The sequence below is a fragment of the Brevibacillus choshinensis genome (assembly GCF_016811915.1).
GTDB lineage: Bacteria > Bacillota > Bacilli > Brevibacillales > Brevibacillaceae > Brevibacillus > Brevibacillus choshinensis_A.
Genome location: NZ_CP069127.1, coordinates 4,570,150 through 4,583,935, shown reverse-complemented (window position 1 = coordinate 4,583,935; position 13,786 = coordinate 4,570,150). Strand labels below are relative to the sequence as shown.

13 protein-coding genes are annotated in these 13,786 nt (G+C 51.2%); 5 read left to right on the top strand and 8 right to left on the bottom strand.

What is annotated here, in order from left to right; all coding sequences use genetic code 11:
• Positions 1-41: 41 nt before the first annotated feature.
• Genes JNE38_RS23010 through JNE38_RS23000 form a run of 3 tightly spaced genes read right to left on the bottom strand, consistent with a single transcriptional unit; the run spans position 42 to position 3,947 of the window.
• A complete protein-coding gene (locus JNE38_RS23010) occupies positions 42-1,274 on the bottom strand; it encodes a Ger(x)C family spore germination protein (protein ID WP_203353447.1) in 1,233 nt (410 codons plus the stop codon).
• Positions 1,267-2,373 (bottom strand): GerAB/ArcD/ProY family transporter, encoded by a 1,107-nt coding sequence (locus tag JNE38_RS23005; protein WP_203353446.1) that lies wholly within the window; start codon positions 2,371-2,373, stop codon positions 1,267-1,269. Before JNE38_RS23005 ends, JNE38_RS23010 begins: the two co-directional genes overlap by 8 nt.
• Positions 2,370-3,947, bottom strand: coding sequence for a spore germination protein (locus JNE38_RS23000; protein ID WP_203353445.1), 1,578 nt, complete (start codon positions 3,945-3,947; stop codon positions 2,370-2,372). The genes JNE38_RS23005 and JNE38_RS23000 overlap by 4 nt, the downstream gene beginning before the upstream one ends.
• Positions 3,948-4,143: 196 nt before the next feature.
• On the opposite strand from JNE38_RS23000, the gene JNE38_RS22995 reads away from it, so the two are divergent.
• From JNE38_RS22995 to JNE38_RS22985, 3 genes are all read left to right on the top strand, one after another.
• Positions 4,144-5,793 carry a dynamin family protein gene (locus JNE38_RS22995; RefSeq protein ID WP_428993671.1) on the top strand — a complete coding sequence of 550 codons (1,650 nt, stop codon included), beginning with the start codon at positions 4,144-4,146 and terminating at the stop codon, positions 5,791-5,793.
• Positions 5,790-7,760: a dynamin family protein gene (locus JNE38_RS22990; RefSeq protein WP_203353444.1), complete on the top strand. Its 1,971-nt coding sequence runs from the start codon at positions 5,790-5,792 to the stop codon at positions 7,758-7,760. The genes JNE38_RS22995 and JNE38_RS22990 overlap by 4 nt, the downstream gene beginning before the upstream one ends.
• A gap of 171 nt (positions 7,761-7,931) precedes the next feature.
• Positions 7,932-9,563, top strand: a complete 1,632-nt coding sequence (locus tag JNE38_RS22985) for an S-layer homology domain-containing protein (protein WP_203353443.1) — start codon at positions 7,932-7,934, stop codon at positions 9,561-9,563.
• 51 nt (positions 9,564-9,614) lie between these two features.
• On the opposite strand, the gene JNE38_RS22980 is transcribed toward JNE38_RS22985, so the two are convergent.
• A complete protein-coding gene (locus tag JNE38_RS22980) occupies positions 9,615-10,193 on the bottom strand; it encodes a GNAT family N-acetyltransferase (RefSeq protein WP_203353442.1) in 579 nt (192 codons plus the stop codon).
• A gap of 111 nt (positions 10,194-10,304) precedes the next feature.
• Between JNE38_RS22980 and JNE38_RS22975 the strand changes: the two genes are divergently transcribed.
• Positions 10,305-10,619, top strand: a complete 315-nt coding sequence (locus JNE38_RS22975; RefSeq protein WP_203353441.1) for a GntR family transcriptional regulator — start codon at positions 10,305-10,307, stop codon at positions 10,617-10,619.
• Here JNE38_RS22975 and JNE38_RS22970 read toward each other — a convergent pair.
• From JNE38_RS22970 to JNE38_RS22960, 3 genes are all read right to left on the bottom strand, one after another.
• Positions 10,557-10,892 (bottom strand): hypothetical protein, encoded by a 336-nt coding sequence (locus JNE38_RS22970; RefSeq protein ID WP_238933425.1) that lies wholly within the window; start codon positions 10,890-10,892, stop codon positions 10,557-10,559. The genes JNE38_RS22975 and JNE38_RS22970 overlap by 63 nt on opposite strands.
• Positions 10,893-11,023: 131 nt before the next feature.
• Entirely contained in the window at positions 11,024-12,487 is a 1,464-nt protein-coding gene (putP, locus tag JNE38_RS22965) for a sodium/proline symporter PutP (RefSeq protein ID WP_203353440.1), read from the bottom strand.
• 182 nt (positions 12,488-12,669) lie between these two features.
• Entirely contained in the window at positions 12,670-13,131 is a 462-nt protein-coding gene (locus JNE38_RS22960) for a hypothetical protein (protein WP_203353439.1), read from the bottom strand.
• Positions 13,132-13,264: 133 nt separating this feature from the next.
• On the opposite strand from JNE38_RS22960, the gene JNE38_RS22955 reads away from it, so the two are divergent.
• Entirely contained in the window at positions 13,265-13,471 is a 207-nt protein-coding gene (locus tag JNE38_RS22955) for a cold-shock protein (RefSeq protein WP_203353438.1), read from the top strand.
• An 80-nt stretch (positions 13,472-13,551) separates the two neighbouring features.
• On the opposite strand, the gene JNE38_RS22950 is transcribed toward JNE38_RS22955, so the two are convergent.
• On the bottom strand, positions 13,552-13,749 hold the full coding sequence (locus JNE38_RS22950) for a hypothetical protein (RefSeq protein WP_203353437.1): 198 nt from the start codon (positions 13,747-13,749) through the stop codon (positions 13,552-13,554).
• Positions 13,750-13,786: the final 37 nt, after the last annotated feature.

Below are 13,786 nucleotides of genomic sequence, written 5' to 3'. Positions count from 1 at the left end.
GATACGGAGGGAGTAAGCCTAGTAAATGTTTCAAGAAAACTTCACCGACCTGTTTTATTCTCGGTTTTATTGATCCCGCCGTTGTTACGGATAAATACCTGCGCCTTCACGGTAATCTCGCTTTTTTTGTATAGCTGCCGCCCATTCTCCCAGTCACGTTCGATTTGCTTCCAAAGCTTGTTGTGATACTGCTTGAGATAGCGTCCGATTCGGAGGACATCGACCGGCATCTCCTCATGCACTTTGGAGATGGTGTCCTTGCTCATTCTCTCGATTTCACGAGCAAAGGATGATTCGAGCTTTTGCAGCGTTTTTTCGTCCAACAGATCAATCGGGATAAACGACTCCATGATCGCTCCTTCACACTCAATGTTGAAGGTAAATTTCATGTGCTCTCGATCTCGAACGTCGGCTTTGATGGTTTTTCTCGCCCCTTGTACATTCAGTACGACCAAATCGTTGTTGAACTTTGTCTTTAGCACCCCGCCGCGAACTTTCCCCGTGAGGAAATTCAATCCTTCCGTTTCTTCCTCACCCAAAAATCCGACCAATTGATTATCCGCGTTGAAGACAGCGGCACCTGCCAATTTCACTTCCTGCTTTTCTGCTGTGATTCTCGGGATCGCGAAGCTGAAATGGTTGAGAAGCTGCTGATGCACGTCTCCTAGCCGAATATCCGGCAGCATGCGTGCGTTTCTGTCGTTGTTTTTTCCTACGGAATCGATGTAGAGAGCAGGCAGCTTTTCCGTTTTGGGCTTCACATCCATGATGCTTTTCGCGTCACCTTTGGAAATGTACACCTTGGAGCTGCGCCGGGAGTCAGGGTCGCGCAGGGTGACATCGATGGCATTCGCAAAACCGTCCTTGGACCTGGCGACCTCCTCAGAGATAATCGTCACCTTTAAATGCTGGTAGAAGGGGGTGCGGCTGGAGCGAGTAGCCAGCTCACGCCCCACCTCAAACATGGAGTCGCCCTCTGAGACGAGGTTGAGAAAGGCTTCATTCGCCGTGTTTTGTCCGCTTCCGCTGGATTGCCCGGATGCGATCAACCCGCCGGGAATAACCAGCTGTGTCGTGATGAGAAAACGGTTCTGCCCCACCGGTTTGTCAGGAGCTTCTTGAAGGGCCTGTTCCTCGGCTTTCGTGTTGCGGGGAAAATCGACTGCCACACCTATCACAAAGCCGCGTTCTTCGATCTGTACCTGATCCCAGCAGCCTGTGACGGCAAGCGAGAGCGCGATCACGAGCAAGCCTGCCACCACCCGCTTAACCATCGCTTCTCACCCCGCGAAGAATGGCGATTAGCAGGAGGAGAATGGGGATGAAATACACTACGACCATTCCGAAATAGGTCAGATTGTCGCCAAACGAAAAAAAGTCAATCAGCGTCTGGGGGAGCATGGAAATAAAATAGATCACGGGTGACAACGTGAAAATCCAGACCATCTTTTTGACTTTCTTGAACATCGATGTCAGATTGAGCACGGTGATATCCAGCCACATGGCACAGGTATTGAAAATGGTCATGATCCAGATCGTAAAAAAGATCGAGTCCACACGCTCAAAAAATCCACCGGGCACTTCCACTTCTTTGGCCAGCTCGATCGTCGGGTAGGTCAAGTTTTTAGCGACCTCCGCAGAGAAAACGGCAATGACGAAAATGTAGATGGTCCAGTAGAGAATAATGGGGATCAGCAAGCCGAGAAAGACGGATTTGGTCGCTTCCTCCGGTCTTCTCATCAGCATGGTGTAGAACAGGATGATCTCGAAGCCAGAGTAGGAGAGGCCCACGTCCTTGGTGCCTTTCAATAGCGAGCTCCAGCTGGAAGAGAAGTACGGACGGACGTTTTCCAAGTCAATGAGCGGCTGGGCAAACAGGAGGACCACCAGCATGACGTACAGGACGACTGGCAAGAAAAGGACATTCAGGCGAAGCAGGGCGACGCGGGAGCCCGCGACAGCGTACTGAACGACGAGGAGAAAGCTCAGCGTGATCATTTCTACCGGCGTATTGTAAAAAAGATACTGCTTGGCGATGTTCCCGATTGCCCTGATTTCAAAGGAAACAAACAACATCGTGTAGATGCAGACGAGCAACGTCAGCGTATAGCCAACCGGCTTGCTGGCAATCAACGACGTGTACTCGAAAAACGTTTGCCTGGGAAAACGAGAGGCGAGCTTGGCCAAAAGCCAGGCGATCAGATAGGCAATCGCACCGCTCAGAATAACGGAAATCCAGCCATCAAACGCACTTGTCGCCTTTGCCAATGTGCGGGGGAACGTCAAGATGCCGACTCCGATGGTGACAGAGGCGATATTGATCCCCATATGATTTTTGCTGATCAGTTTTTCCGTTAAAGTCTGAGTGCTCATGATGGATCCCCTGTTCCCAAACGAGTTTTATCCTGTGGATGCAGCATATCAGGTCTTGTTTTCAAAAAGGTGACAGGTGCACGAAGGATTTGGTCCTTCCAATCTCGCGGCATATGTGGCGCATATGGAGCAAGGTAGGGATACCCGATGCTTGTCAGATTAGCCAAATGAATCATGATGACAATGAAGCTGAGCACCACGCCATAGACACCAAAGATAGCGGCAGCAATCATCGCCAGATAGCGTATCATGCGAAGCGCGATAGCCAAGTGATAAGCCGGGATGGCGAACGAGGCAATCGCTGTTAATGCCACGACAATGACCATGACAGGGCTCACGATTCCGGCAGAAACGGCCGCATCCCCGATGACCAGACCGCCTACGATGCCTACTGTCTGACCGATCGGTTTGGGCAAACGAAGGCCGGCTTCCTGTAGCAGCTCCATGGTGGTCACCATCATGATCGATTCCACAAAGGCAGGAAAAGGCACCCCGTCACGAGTAGCCGCGATAGAAAAAGCCAAGTCGGAAGGAATCAGTCCGGGGTGATAGGTGACGAGCGCGATATAAAAAGAAGGTGAAAACACAGCCAAAAAGGCCGCTACATATCGCAATAGGCGGGCAAGCGTGCCGACGATCCAGCGCTCGTAGTAATCTTCCGGTGAATGGAGGAGCAGCCCGAGCGTGACCGGCAGAATCAGCACCATCGGAGATCCGTCCACCAGGATGGCGACGCGACCTTGGAAAAGGGACGCGGCTACCTTGTCAGGGCGCTCCGTGTTATGGACTTGTGGAAACGGAGACATGAAATCGTCTTCAATCCACTGCTCGATAAAGCCGGACTCCTCGATTTCGTCGATGTCTATCGTTTCGATTCGCCGCTTGATTTCATCCAACAGCTCCGGATCCACGAGGTTGTCGATGTAGGCGATGATGACCTCGGTCTTGCTTCGAGTGCCCACGATCGATGCATCTAAACGAAGATGGTAATCTTTCACCCTCCTGCGAATTCGGACGGTATTGTCCCGGATATCTTCGGTAAAGCCATCCCGTGGACCGCGAACCAAGCCTTCTGAGACAGGCTCTTCGATGGCTCTGGACTTCCAGCCTTTGCTGTCAATCAAAATAGCTGTGCTTGAGCCATTCACGAGAAGCGCAGTATCACCATAGAGAACGCAATCGAGCACTTGATCCAAGGAGTCATCTTTCTTGATTTCTACCACGGACAAGACCTCCTCATACAAAAGAGAGAGGATCTCATCCGGCTCGGTTGGCACCTTTTTCTCTGCGGTGGTGATCATCAGCTGAATATTGGACAGAATTTGGTCCTGTAGCAGTTGGCTGTTCGCTAGTCCGTCAATGCAGACAACAGCGCACGAATGCTGCGTATTTCCAATAAAAAACGATCGGATAATCAAATCGTGAGGATTTCCCAAGAGAGTGCGAATGGTATCCAGGTTATCCTGTAAGCTTTTGGTTAACAATGCAGGAGGAGAAGACTGGCCCAAAGACTGCTGAATCAATGGCGAGGAAGCCTTCTGTTTGCGATGCCGTGCCAGTATTCTGCGCAACATGAGAGTTCCTCCTGTCAAAAACGCGAATATCATGTTAGAGCGATTTTTTCCCAAAGACAGGAAAAGTATGCGGATGAAAGGTTCCGCAGGGAAACTTTCACACAAATAATTGAACAACCACATCAGGTATGGTACATTCGGCATGGTAGAATAGAGTAGTAGAGAGAGTGCATTAATTGGAGAGGGTGGTAAGCAAGTGCTTCAAAGTCAAGTCATGATTCGGGAGACGGATTTCTCCCGGCTTGCACATACATGGGAACAGCTCGCGGAGCAAATGAAGGCGAAAGGGGACACGACAACCCCTGTCAAACTCCTTCAGCTCGCTGACAAAACCAAACGAGCGGAATTGAACATTGCCTTTTGCGGACACTTTTCCGCAGGGAAATCCACGATGATCAACACCCTTTTGGGAGTGAATTTGCTGCCTTCCAATCCGATCCCGACCAGCGCCAATGTGGTCAAGATTCGCGGGGGGGAAAAAGCGGCACGCGTGTACACGATGAACAGCGGCGTGATTACCTTTGATCCCGATACGGAGATGGAAAAGCTCAAGCAGTTTGCGGTAGACGGAGATACGGTGGAGTCCGTGGAGGTTTCGTATCCGGGGACTTTCCTCGACGATCACTCCAGCTTGCTCGATACGCCGGGGATCGACTCGACGGATGCTGCGCATAAAATCGCGACCGAATCAGCCCTGCATCTGGCGGATGTCGTCATATACATGATGGATTACAACCATGTACAGGCAGAGGAAAATTTCAACTTCACCAAAACATTGAAGGACCGTGGAAAACCGGTCTATCTCGTCGTGAACATGATCGACAAGCACATTGATTTTGAGCTGGACTTTGACAGCTACAAGGAAAGTGTGGAAGATGCTTTCGCGACATGGAACATTAAACCGGACGGGATTTTCTATACCTCCCTGGCAGAACCGGACCATCCGGAAAACCAGTACGAGGAGTTTAAAAACAAGCTGTCTGAGCTGATCCGTGACCGGGAAGAGCTGGTGGGACACAGTGTGAGAAGCGCTGCAGAGCATCTGATCGACGAGCATGTGCAGGTGCTGAAGGCCGCGAGCGAAGGCTTGCGCATGGAATGGGAAAGCAAGATGGACTCTTTGGAGACAGAAGGCGTGGACAGCCGGGATGCAGCTGCGGTCCGAAATGCCTTGCAGCAGGCGGAAGCCGAGGCAGCCGCACTCGCAAGCCTGCCAGAAGAAGCACGAAAGAAAATGGAGAAAGAAATGAGTGTGCTGTTGGATAACGCACGTCTGACCTATTTCAGCACGAATGAAGCGGCGCGAAGCTATCTGGAGAGCCGAAAGCCTGGGTTCAAGCTCGGCTTCTTGTTCGCTGGCAAAAAGACAGAGGAAGAGCGTGCCCGGCGTGCGGAAGCGCTGCTGGCTGACTTGCGTGAAAAAGTAGCGGGCAATCTGGATTTTCACTTCAAGGAACTGATGGGTAAACAGCCGCAAGAGTATCACATCCGTGACGAAGAGTACCATGCCTCTGTCCATGCCATGACAGTAGGGATCACTCCGGAGTTCCTCGCGTCCCACGTAAAGGACGGCGCACAATCTCAAGAATACGTTTTGAACTATTGCAACGATATTGCTAACGGGATCAAGCTGGAATATCGCCGTGCTGGACTCGGCTTTATCGACCAGGTAATCGCACGTTTGCAGGAGCAAGTCAAAGCACAACTGGAAGATCAGCAAGCACGTCTGGCAGTTCTGCGCGAGCTGGCGAGTGTGCACGAAAAGCTGGCTGAGCTGGCATCTGGCGAACAGGAAAGCAGAGAACAGCTGCAAACTATCATGCAAAAAGGAGAACAGGTGTCATGAATCAACTGAGAGAAAAGCTGTTTGCAGCGGCACAGCGTCTGCGGCATTCTAGCGAGGAAATCGTATCTGTGCCGGGGATGCAGGCGCAGGCCCAGGCGATGCTCGATCGAGCGGAACGTCTGGAGGCCAATCGATTTACAGTGGCGTTGTTCGGGGCGTTTTCTGCAGGGAAATCTTCCTTTGCCAATGCCCTGATGGGAGATATGGTTTTGCCAGTATCCCCCAATCCGACCACAGCTGCCATCAACAAGATTATGCCTCCGACTGACGAGCATCCTCATGGAACGGTGCGAGTCGTGTTGAAAAGCAGAGACGCCATCGAACAGGATGTTCTGCGCTCTCTCGCAGTCTTTGGACTGTCTGCATCCGGTTTGGAGGCAGCGCTGGCGGAGCTCGGCAAGATCGACGTGGCGCAAATTCCACCAACGGCCAAGCCGCACTACACCTTTCTGAAGGCGGTAACCAAAGGCCTGGGAGAAATGGCTGCCCATCTCGATGGAGAGCTGCTTGTCGACATGCAAGCGTTTAAGGGCTTTGTCGCCAAAGAAGAAAAAGCTTGTTTTGCAGAATACATCGAACTGTTCTACTCCTGCCCGCTGACCGAGCAAGGGATCGTCTTGGTGGACACCCCTGGTGCCGATTCGATCAATGCCCGCCATACCGGTGTTGCCTTTGAATACATGAAAAACGCCGATGCCGTCCTGTTCGTTACGTACTACAATCATGCGTTCTCCCAGGCAGACCGGGAATTCCTGCTGCAGATGGGTCGTGTGAAGGATACCTTCGAGATGGATAAAATGTTCTTCATCGTCAATGCGGCTGACTTGGCTGCATCCGAAGAAGAGCTGGGGGGGGTTATTACCCACATCGAGAAGAACCTCCTGACGTGCGGGATTCGTTTGCCGCGCATCTACCCGGTATCGAGTCAGACGGCACTCCTCGCACGCATGCATGAAAAAGGCAAGCTGGCGGGTTCGGCAGAAAAGGTATACCGTCAGCGGACGCAGACAGCGGAAGGCGCTGATCTGATGCCGGCAGAGGAAGCGTTCAAGCTGTCAGGAATGGCCAACTTCGAGGTCGAGTTCCTTCGCTTCACCATCGAGGAGCTGACGCAGATCGCTGTCAATTCTGCGATCGGAGAAATCCGCCGTGCCCATGCCACGCTGACAGAATTTATGCGTATGGCGACTTCTGGGGAAAGCGAGCGTTTGGCTGCAAGGCAAGCGGCTAGTGAAGCACAGGCTGCGGCGCTGGCTGCCGTAGAAGGGCTCGCGACGACTTCCTATGAACGCGATTTGGCAAAAGAACGCGAAGAGCTGCTCTACTATGTGAAGCAGCGCCTGTTCTTCCGCTTTAATGAACTGTACAACTTCGCTTTCAACCCTTCGGTGCTCAAAGAGGATGGTCGCAACATGAAGCAAACGCTTCAAGGCTGTCTGACCGACCTCATGCGCTCGATCAGCTACGATCTGGCTCAGGAGCTTCGTGCGACTACATTGCGTCTGGAGAAGTTCATCAACAAGCAGGGAGTCATGCTGGTCGGCCAGTGGCAGCGAGAAGTGCAAGCGACTGCGAATAGCCTCACGCTGGCACCGTATCAGCCGCGTCAGGTTGAGACGCTTTCTTTTGCTGAGGAGCTGCCCGTGAGTGCTGCCGCATTCCAGCCTGCCCTGTCCCTGTTTAAGAATACGAAAGACTTTTTTGAACAGGACGGCAAGCTGAAAGTGCGTGAAGAGCTCGAAAAACGGATGCAAGAGCCTGTGGCGGCTTATATCGCAACAGGAAACGATCAGCTTGCGGACCAGTTCTCAACGCTTTTCGCCGAACTTGCAGCAACCGAGCGTGCTCGTGCAGTGGATCAGGTAAACGCCTACTTTACCGGTCTGTTCGCAGCACTCGATATGAACGTCGATCTGGATGAGCTCCAAGGCAAGCTGGATCGAGTGGCGGCCGAGCTGGTAGAGTAATCGATAGAAAAGAGAGCGCTCAGGAGCGGAAGCCCTGGGCGCTTTTTTGCTGCACCTAGACAGTCCGAACAAATAAAATTCAAAAATAAGAGAGAATCTTGCAACTTCTCGTCACTCTTGCCCGTCTCGAACTTGTGTGAGCACCTGTAAATGTTGAGGAGGAATAAGGGCATGAAAACGTGGAGACATAAGATTTTGCCTACCATTCTGGCTGGGGCATTGTCTGTTTCGTTTGGGACAGCGGTGAGTGCGAAAGGGAACAACGGAAATGGAAACGGAAACGGACATGGACATGGTAACGACAAGCCAAAAGGGAATGGCCATGTTCAACAAGTAAAAGTGAACAAAAACCAGTACCCTTTCTCCGATCTGAACAAGCACTGGGCAGAAGCAACAGTGAAAATCATGATGGACAAATCCATTATCAAAGGTTATCCCGATCACACATTCCGCCCGAACAAGCCGGTTACGCAGCTTGAGGCACTGACGATGGTGATCAACCTGTTGACGCAAAACACAGATTTGCTGACTGACGGCTATTATGATTCCTATAAGGACGTTCCGGATTGGGCCCAATCATCCGTCAAGCTGGCGATGATCAATCATATTGTAGATTCGAAGGATTTTCAGCCAAACAAACCGGCGACTCGACTTTTCGTAGTCAAGCTCCTGGTGAACGCATTGGGCTCCGATTACGACGATGTGGATGAGAGCAATCTTTTCTTCGGTGACATTTCCACGCTGACGTCCGAGGAAAAGGAATATCTTTCGTTCGCCTTGCTTCAATCCTTGGTAGCGGGCTACGAAGATCAGACGTTCAAGCCGAATAAGCCGGTTACGCGTGCGGAGATGGCTGTCTTCGTGAACCGCTTGCTTGGCAAGATCGGTGATGCTGACTTTGGGAATCATGTCAAAGGGACGATTGTCGATCTCGATGAAGATGACGAGGAGCTGACCATCGGTTCGAAAACGTACAAAGTAGCCAATGATGTGGTGGTCAAAATCAATGGGAAATCCTCCAGCTTCGGCTCGTTGTCCGAAGGCATGAAAGTCGATGTGGTTTTGAAAAACAACGAAATTCAAACCATCTATGCGTATGGGGCAACGGGTGACGATGAGGATGACGTAACCTTCAAGGTCGAAAAAATCACCGATGGCCGCAATGGAGATGAGTTCGAGGAAGCGGTAAAAACAGGGTCGCGAATCAGCGACAGCACGCCGGATCTGTCGAACGAATCGCTTTCGATCTCGTTGAATGGGGAGTCTGCAGAATCCATCGACCTAGATGATATTGACGGCACGCAAGACGATGGGGATGAAGTGGCAGAAGCATTGGAAGAGGCGATTGCTCGCGCGCTTGGTGACGACGATCGCGTGAAGGTATCTTTTGACAATAACCGCTTTGTCTTCGAAACGGACAACAGCCCTACGGACGAGGTTCCTTCCATCAAATTTACGGGAAGCGCCTTGTATGATCTCGGATTGGATAGTGCTACAGCCAAAGGCTCTCTCGGCGATGACGCGAAAGAAGAGTCTTGGAAAATCACTGTGAAATCGGATGCTTCTTCTGATCAAACCTACCGGATCAAGGTGGAAGATGATCATATCGATGAGACGGTAGTAATCGACGTCGATGACAACGATACAGCCGAAGAAATCGCTGACAAGATCGCAGATGCGCTGAAGGACAATGACGAAATTGACTCCGCCTACACCGTTGATGTGGACGATGAAGTCGTCACGCTGACAGCGAGAGACAGCGACGAAGATCTGGATCTTGAGATCACCATCACCAAAAAGTAAAACAGGGAAAAAGCCAACACTCGTTGGCTTTTTTTGTTTGGTTCCTTTCGTTTAGCTATTTTGCCTCAAGGCCTCCCACTCTTCCTTCAACATTCCCATTTTGATGGCGTCGTAGTATTCTCCGCGGACGATCCGCGCCTTGCGCACGCGTGCTTCCTCCCGCATCCCGCAGCGGGCGGCCAGCTTGATCATGCGTTCGTTTCCGGACCAGGTCCCGATGCCTAGGCGCACGGTATCCATATGGGTGAACAAATAATCGATCCACATTTGGAAAGCTTCGCTGCCATAGCCGTTGGACCAGTAGCATGAATCATAGATGACGATTCCGATCTCACACCAGTTCGTTTCCTCGGATACCCAATAACGTCCCACGCTCCCGCGCAGCTGACCATCGATTTCAAGGATGAGCTCGGTCCTGGGTGCATCAGATCCGACCAGGGCCAATGACTCCTGATATCGGGGAAGTGCTCGATGTTCCTCCTTTGTGAGGGGATCGAGCGGCTTGTACGGACCATTCCAATTCAAATGCTCCCGGTCATCTGCTTCGTATTTCCACATGTAGATCAGATCGATATCCTCGGGACGGATGTCGCGGAGCACCACTTTTTCACCTTTCAGGTAGATAGACATGTTGGATCTCCTCTCTTTTGCTGCCATTTGATATAGTGATGGTAGTAGAAAACTGTTCCTGTTGATAGGGACAAATCGGGATGAATGAATAAGGACAGGTGGAGGCGGAGGATGGATTTTACACCGGTACTCGATCCGAACAGCACGGAACCGCTCTACCAGCAAATCTACCAACAAATCAGCCGCGCGATCGTCTCGGGCGCGATCCCTGCGGGGCCACGCCTGCCATCCATTCGTCAGATGGTCCGGGCAAGCCCGCCTAGCCAGTTCTTGCCGCGCATCATCGTGGGCTTTGGCGGAATGGCCGAAGCGGACATCGATGAAGGGATTCAGGTATTGGCGAGGGCATGGTACGGGCTGCCATCATTTGCGAGCCTCCAGGATGGATGCCGCGATGTAAGAGATCAGGCACAGGATGGAGACTAGGACAGCGTACTCGAAGGCGGCTTGGTATGTTGCATGCGACCAGTTATCTTCCCCGATCAAATAATAAGCGAGAGAATTGGAAATCGAGATGCCATCCTGCAGACCAGGGATGAGGCTTTGTATGTAGTTATCTGCCAAGCAGACGGTTGCAAGGGTGCTGAACAGTGTGGCGACAAGCATGGTGCGTGAAAAAGGAGTGACTACACCAGCTCTTTTGAAGCATAGGAAAAGCAAGACAGATGCGACTAAAATGGCTGCATAAAAAAGGAACAAGAGCAAGTCCTCCCCTTTCCGTTTACAGGAAATCGATTCTCATTAGCTTTTGACGTACCAAAGTGCAGAATGTTACGAGCCCAACGTAAAAAGCGCCCTGCTCGATAAAAAGAGAGGGCGCTTTTGCTTGTTTACTTATTAAGTCGCTCATAGGTGTCAAATTGATCTTCTACTTGCTGAGACGGTTTGCTGGTCAGGCGGCTGACGATCACAATCGCGAGCAGGCTGACAGCAAAGCCTGGTACCATTTCGTACAGGAAGTCCTTCAGCACATCGAAGCGCGTCCAGATGATGACCGTGAGAGCACCAGCGACCATGCCGGCAAGCGCTCCCCATTTGTTCATGCGCTTCCAGTAGAGGGACAGCAGGATGACAGGACCAAACGAGGCGCCAAAGCCTGCCCATGCGTATCCGACGAGATCCAGGATGGTGTCGTTCTTGTTCAAAGCGAGCAAGAAGGCGATTACAGCCACGAGCAGAACAGAGAGGCGTCCGACTGTGACCAGTTCTTTATCTGTCGCAGATCTATTCAAGAAAGTCTTGAAGATGTCTTCCGTCAGGGAGCTGGAAGTCACGAGCAGCTGAGACGAGATCGTACTCATGATGGCAGCCAGGATCGCGGCGAGCAAAAAGCCGGTGATGATCGGATGGAACAAGATCGTGCCGAGCTGAATAAAGATCGTTTCCGGATCCGACAGTGTCCACCCTTGCTTGGAATACAGCGCGATCCCGAACAAGCCCGTCAGCATAGCGCCGGCTACGGAGAAAATCATCCAGGACATACCGATACTGCGCGCTTTTTTGATTTCCTTTGTCGAGGTGATCGCCATAAAGCGGACGATGATGTGTGGCTGACCGAAGTAGCCAAGTCCCCAGGCGAACAGTGAAATGATGCCGATCAGGCTCGTCCCTTTGAAAATATCCAACAGTGAAGGATCAATCGTACGAATCTCAGTGAAAGTCGATTCCCAACCGCCAGAGGTCAATGCGGTTACGAGCGGCACCAAAATAAGGGCAATGACCATGATCAGCCCTTGGACGGCGTCCGTCCAGCTTACAGCGAGGAACCCGCCGAACAGGGTGTAGGCGATGGTAACCAGCCCAACGATCCACAGCCCGGTCGTGTAGCTCAGGTGAAATGTGTTTTCAAACAGTACACCACCGGATACGAGTCCCGAAGAGACATAGAAGGTAAAAAAGATCATAATGACCAGAGCGGATGCCAGACGCAGCATGCGGGAGCCGTCCCCGAAGCGGTTTTCCAAAAAGGAGGGAATCGTGATGGAGTTATTGGCTACCTCCGTATACGTTCTGAGGCGGGGAGCGACGTACAGCCAGTTTGCGTATGCCCCCAGGGTGAGACCAATAGCAATCCACGAAGCACTCAAGCCTTGAGCAAACATAGCTCCAGGCAGGCCCATCATCAGCCACCCGCTCATATCGGATGCTCCTGCACTCAAGGCCGTGACAGCAGGACCGAGCGAGCGTCCTCCCAACATATAGTCGCTGAGATTGGATGTACGCTTGTAGGCATAGTACCCGATGAGGAGCATGCCGGCCATATACACCATAATGGAAACGAGCAGCATGTTCATTGCAGCACCTCTTGTTTAGTGTGTATTAAAATTATTAGTACGTTTTAAACAATAACATGCATGAATATAAATATCCATCATAAAAAAACAGAAATTTGCGTAGAGTCTAATAAAAAGATTTTTATTTGGAAAGAAAAAGCCTGCGATCCGGCGTCGCAGGCTTTTGCATGGTGTTCCATTCTTTATTGGACTTGAATTTGACCACTGTTATCCAGTGTTACTTTGAACTCTTTTACAACGGTCGGTTCAGCGCCCGCATTTTTCAAATCGTGCTTGAGCACTTTGAATGTACCGTCGCCTGTCAGCTGACCCGAATATTCCACGCCGAACAAATCAGACTTGTAAAAGCTGAAATTGGCGAGCTCAGTCTTTTTCAATTCATCTGCCAAAAGAGTGCCATCTCCACTGAACATCGCGTTTCTCAATTGCTCAGAGGATTCATATTTTTGCTGGAGAAAGGTCTTCAGCTGCTGGGCTACTTCAGATTCAGCCAGCTGCTTTCCTGCTTCGACAGCTTGTTTCCCCACTTCGATGGCCTGTTTGCCAGTCTCTACGGCTTGTTGGGCGTTTTGCACGCCCTCGGACAGATCCGAGCACGCAGAAAGCAGCAGCGCACAGCTAACGATAGCGATGGTCTTGCGCATGAGCGGTTCACTTCCTTCCTGCTGTTACAGTATATAAACCAGACATTATTTATTTTAACGTATCTCCACTTTCTGTGCATCCGCATATGATGGGGTAAGCGTAGAGCTGCACTGATTACAGGGAGGAAGCACAATGATTCAAGGGAAAGTAAAATGGTTTAGCAAGGAAAAAGGATACGGTTTCATCGAGCGTGAAGGTGGTCCTGACGTCTTCGTTCACTACTCGGCAATCACAGGCTCTGGCTATCGCAATTTGGAAGAAGGCGAGCAGGTCATATTCGAAATTGTGAATGGGCAGCGAGGTCTGCAAGCGGCTAATGTAGCGCGTAAAGGGGTATAAGGAAGGACTCAATGTCTTGTCCAAGACAATAATTCAGACGCCGTGCGATGTTCGACGGCGTCTTTGCTCTGCTCTTTTCTTTATTTCAGGTAAAGAAAAACGGAGAGGGCGATCACAAGGAGCAGGGTGATGACGCCGTAAACGGTTAACAGATTTCGGGAGCGTTGGGTAAAGCTCCGCTGCTTCGCTTCCTCGGGATTCAAACCGATCCTGAATGTCAGAATCAAGGCAATGAAGACCAGAATGAAGACCGTGATGATAAATGGAGTTATTGGCATGATAACGTATCTTCCTTTCCGTCTGGCTTACCTCGAT